4 protein-coding genes and 1 pseudogene are annotated in these 4972 nt (G+C 54.1%); 1 reads left to right on the forward strand and 4 read right to left on the reverse strand.

Going from position 1 to position 4972, the window contains the following annotated elements; genetic code table 11:
- The 3 genes and pseudogenes from V6C07_RS09695 to V6C07_RS09705 all read right to left on the reverse strand — a co-directional run.
- Positions 1-419, reverse strand: a pseudogene (locus tag V6C07_RS09695) (hypothetical protein); the annotation flags it as partial.
- 83 nt (positions 420-502) lie between these two features.
- Complete coding sequence (locus tag V6C07_RS09700; protein WP_333536231.1) at positions 503-1384, reverse strand: hypothetical protein; 882 nt, start codon at positions 1382-1384, stop codon at positions 503-505.
- A 58-nt stretch (positions 1385-1442) separates the two neighbouring features.
- On the reverse strand, positions 1443-1985 hold the full coding sequence (locus V6C07_RS09705) for a V4R domain-containing protein (RefSeq protein WP_333536232.1): 543 nt from the start codon (positions 1983-1985) through the stop codon (positions 1443-1445).
- Positions 1986-2821: 836 nt separating this feature from the next.
- Here V6C07_RS09705 and V6C07_RS09710 point away from each other — a divergent pair.
- Entirely contained in the window at positions 2822-3283 is a 462-nt protein-coding gene (locus V6C07_RS09710; protein WP_333536234.1) for a helix-turn-helix domain-containing protein, read from the forward strand.
- A 133-nt stretch (positions 3284-3416) separates the two neighbouring features.
- Here V6C07_RS09710 and V6C07_RS09715 read toward each other — a convergent pair.
- Positions 3417-4972 (reverse strand): putative bifunctional diguanylate cyclase/phosphodiesterase (locus V6C07_RS09715; RefSeq protein WP_333536235.1); only part of this gene is annotated, 1556 nt, incomplete at its 5' end.

The following is a 4972-nucleotide window of genomic DNA, read 5'->3' on the forward strand; positions in this document are numbered from 1 at the left end:
GAAAGGCGGGCGTCGCGCCCCAGTACAACGTTGTTCGCGGGCAGCACTTCCGCCACGGCCCGCCCAAGGGCATGTGCCAGGGGGGCATTCAGGACATCAGGCACGCGGCCACGAATATCATAGGCTTTGAAGCAGGGGAGAAGAGTGCTCATGCGGTTCCTTGGCTTTGACGCGGCTGCTGCGCGCCTATCGTAAAACACGTATCCTCGTGGGATGATTATACTCAACTTGCGCAGCTTTTGCCAGCCTGTTCTGCGTGCCGCAAGGCAAGAAAAAAAGGAGGTGCCGCGGCGTGTTGATATATGTTTTTCGATCAACAGCCGCGACAGGCCGTCCGTGCAGATCTGCCTGCCTGTATCCGAACGACAGGACTGTCTTCCGGGACGCAGCCGTGTCGGCAGGTCGCGGCTCATGCTCATGCGTCCGGCGGGGCAGCGAAAAAGCGCCCTTTTACGGGCGTGATCAGTTGCGTGGGCATGATTTTATGCGTCAGCGCTCAGATTCAGATGTCGAACCGCTGTTCGTTTTCCGTGTCATCGTCGTAACGGTCGAGGTGTTCACGCAGGCGCGCGGAACCGCAGGACGAGATGTCGCCCCACCTGAGCAGCCGTTCCGAGCCGTCCCAGTCAAGCTCATAGACAAAATGCATGCGCACCGCCAGGTGCTCTGTGTGCGCTGCGGGAAGAAAGCCTACTTTTTTGCCGAGAAATATATATGGCGTATCGGCATGGGAGCGGCTGTCCGGAACCATATAGAACAGCAGGTCCGGCTTGTCGGAAAACTTTTTCAGGTCCGCCTCAGGCGGCATGAGGGCGCATGCGCCTCGTGCAGAGATATTCAGTATCTGCGTGTCTGCTGCCCTGTGACTGTGGCGGTGCAGCAGCGTTTTAAGATCGCACACAAGCTGCGGAATATGGAGCAGGCGCAGCACACCCACTGTGTGGCAGTACTGGCTGCGCCACATGACCCTTTTATCGCGCCGCATGGGGCGGACAAAGCATCTGTTGCACAGGCGCAGGTATATCTGGCTGATTTCTTCCCTGGCGTTTTTTTTGACCCCCATGACCCGGCCCGAACCCCTGTAGCCGAGGCGCTCCACAACCACGCCCTCTTTTTGGGTGTCCAGACAGAAAAAAAACTCGCAGGTATTTGCCTGCATTCTGCTGCGGCGGGGCAGGATTTCCCTGTCCTGAACCACAAGGACGGCTTCACGGCCGGTAACAGAGCACAGGCATCCGTACAGGATCATGTCTGTGGGACGCCCTTTTCCGGCAAGGCAGCAGGTCACCTTTACGGTGGTTCTTTGTCTCTGGGCAGCAGCGAAGGCTTCATGATTGCGCGCATTCCAGATGCAGTAGGCATCGTCAGAGAGCATCCCCGTCATGGCCCGGCAGCTGGCTTGAAGCGCCGGGCGCGCACCTCGCGCCCACGCTGCGGTGCGTCTATCCATCGCGCAAGGGAGCCTGTTCTTCGGTCAACTGGACGACAAAACGGCATGTCCTGTCTCCAGTGCACCAGCAGTCCACCTCTCTGGCTGTGAAGCGCCGCCCCGTGAAGGAACTGAAAAGACCTGCCACAAAGCCTTCGTCGTAAGTGCAGATAACGTGGTCGCATTCCGGCAGGCCGGAGCAGTCCACATCTTCTGAAACGGTGATACAAAAGGTGTTTGTTGACAGGTCGCTTGATTCGATGCGCAGGATGCCGATCCTTTTTTCAAGCAGCAGATCATGCAGGGCAGCCACAAAGTCATCAAACTGCGTGTAGCCCGGCAGGTAGTTTTCCACCACGTTTTCACCGGCAAGAAAACCGGCCCGGTAGAGGATTTTTTCTGATTCTTCCGTGCCGTAGCTTTCTTCCAGTACATCGCGCATGGTATAAAGGAAGAGCCTGTAGGCTTCGATGCTGACGGAGTTGCCTAGGTTGGGCCGCCCTTTCTGGATATCACCGATAAAGTCCCAATTGAAAACATAGCGACGTGATTTCATGCTGTTCCCGACTTTGTTTCAGAATTGATGTACGGGCCGGACGCTTCGGGTTTCCGGCTCTGATAATATAGTTTTGATATATCCGGATATCGGCGGGGTTTGTCAATTTAATCATATATCAGAACATATGTGTACGCTGCATGGGCATTTGCAGGGCATTTTTGATGTACGGCGGTGTGCGGCGGCGGGAGGATGTTATGACGGAGTGCTTGGTTGGCGGCGCAGTGCATCAAGGGCTTTGCCGTGCCGGAGGAGATTGATGACATGGTTTTGTATAAAAGCGTGAATATGGTGCGCGTCGGAGGGGGGGATTCGGGAAGCTGCTGTGATCGGGCGTCAGTATAAAATTTATTAACTCTAACAGTAATGATTTAGACTTCTGGTATGACAATTTGCTTTTCAGCAGGGGAACAGCATGTGCCTATATATTTATATGTCTGTATTACTTTATTATAGATGTTTTTATCTCAATATCGAATGACAAAATTTATTGACGCGCTACAGTCCGTAACAGTAGTCTGGCGCTCAGAGGCGCAGCTAGAGACCTTATTTTTATATAGTATGGTCTATTTAATGTGTCTGATTGCGGTCTTTGTACCGCTTTTGCGTTGATTATTAACGCAAGCATGAATATTTGTAATGTTGTATAAGGCATTTTGTTTGTCGCAGTTCGCTCATGACATGCTGACATCTTCTTTGATGTAACCTCCTTTTTCTAGGAGATGTTCCACTCTTTTTGAATGACGGTCCCTATGGGCTTCAGGCTTGACGCGGCAGCAGGGCCGCTCCCTGAAGTTATGACGCCCTGCTGATTTTCATTCTGTGAATGTAACCATATGAATACAAGTGGCCCGCCTAATGGGGGAGGTGCTCATGCACGTCTGGCGGAAGCCTTGGAGAAGCAATTACTCATGCTGTGCCGCAGGCATAAGATCAGGAGCAAGATCATGGATAATAATTTTTTTGACTACTCCCTCGCGATGGAAAGGATAAAGTCAGTTACCGGCTGCAAGACGCAGCAGGAACTGGCAAAGTTTTTAGGGGTTTCACAGTCCTGTATTTCAGACGCCAAAAAGCGTATGGCTATCCCTGCAGAGTGGCTGTTGAAACTGCTGAAAAAGGAAAATATTAATCCGGACTGGGTACGCAGCGGCTTGGGTTCGCAATATCTGTATCCCAGTGAAGCCGGCAGCGATATTTTGCAGGTTAAACCAGAGGCGCTGTCTTCCGGCTGTTTGATGCAGGAGTTTTTTTTCGCTCTTGTACGCAGGGCCATTGACGGCAACAAGCTTATGTAGCGGATGTTTTGATGTGATTCGGCTTGCCGGATCCGTGCGCCAGGGGCAACGGCGCACGGTGAGGCTGCCAAGTGGTCCCCGGTCGAATTGTTTCCGACCGGGGACCACTTGTTTGCTCATGGGGCCGGCCAGGCTAAACCTTGGCGGCCTGAAGGGGGCTGGGTATGGCCGCTGCGGCGGATTTTTCGGGCGAGACCCGCCCCACGCGCAGCAGGTTTTTGAACTGGTCTGCGGGCATGGGCCGCGCATAATAGAAGCCCTGGGCGTTATAGCAACCGTGCTGCATGAGAATGTTGGCCTGCTCTCTGGTTTCGACTCCCTCGCAGATGGCGCTCATGCCAAGTTGCCGTGTCAGTTCGATCATGCTGCCGAGCACAATTTGCGCTCTTTTCCCCGCCAGATTCCGTTTTACAAAGCTTCTGTCAAATTTGATGACATCGGCGGCGAACAGTTGCAGCAGGCCCAGCGAGGAATAGCCGGAGCCGAAATCGTCAATGGTCGTTTTGAAGCCCAGATCACGGAGCCGTTTTATCTGTATGTTGGCGGCATCGGGGTTTTGCAGCATGGTGCTTTCCGTGATTTCCACCTCAAGAAGCTCGTGGGGTACAGCATGCCGCGAGGCGATCTCCACCAGGCGGCGGCAGAATTCAGGGCGCTCGAAGTGCTGGCTTGAAAAGTTGCATGACACGGTGCGCGCCACGATGCCCTCGCATTCCCATTGGTGTATGGTTTTGCAGACCTGCTCAAAGATGAAAAAGTCCACTCGCAACACGTCGCCGCTTTGCTCAAAAAGGGGCATGAACGTTCCCGGCAGCAAAAGGCCGTGCGCGGGATGATACCAGCGCGCAAGGGCCTCGCTGCCGATAACGGCATTGGAGAGCATGTTCACCTTGGGCTGAAACCACACTTTCAGTTCTTCCCTTTCCAGCGCCATGCCGATGCTGTCCTTCAGGTCCTGATGGAGCAGGGACGTTTTGCGCATGCTTTCGTCGTAGAGCACCATTCTGCTTTTTCCGCGTTTTTTCGATGCCTGCAGCGCGTAGCCTGCCAGATCCATGCCCTGCTGGATGTCATGGTGGGTATGGCTGTGCGCATCAAGGATATAAACTCCGCAACGCAGTTCCACTCTGGTGGGCATGCCACTTCCGGCGCGCCACTGCTCGATGGCGTTGAGGATGCCGTAAATGCGCTTTTTCAGGGAGAGCAGGTCGTCATAGCGAAGAAAGGCGGTAAACTGGTCTGCAAAGCTTCTGGCGCAAAACTCTGTGTCCTCAAGGGCGGAATGGAGCGCCTCGCCGCACATGCAAAGCAGGCTGTCTCCTTCCGTAAAACCCAGCCTGTCATTGATGATTTTGAACTTGTTGATATCAAACTGCACAATGGCATGTAAATGGCCGTCATTTTTCTTGAGGTGTGCGACACATTCGTTTTTAAAGCTTTGCAGGTTGTGCAGGCCGGTAAGTGAGTCACAGTTCTGTAATTTTGCAAGCTTTTTTTGTTTCCGCGTCGCGATGCAGCGGTAGCCGAATGCGGCAGCGATAGTCACCGCAAGGAAAATGATTATCCTGTTCTGCTGGGCCAAGGGCGGCTCGTCCCGGTTTGCCGTGGAGAGCGCTTGGCCTGCCGTTTCGGCGGCAGCCGCTGTGGCGGTGGGCTCTGCTGCGTTGTCGGCGTTTGCGTCGTCCGGAG

It is taken from the genome of Desulfovibrio sp. 1214_IL3152 (genome assembly GCF_036763055.1).
Classification (GTDB): domain Bacteria; phylum Desulfobacterota; class Desulfovibrionia; order Desulfovibrionales; family Desulfovibrionaceae; genus Desulfovibrio.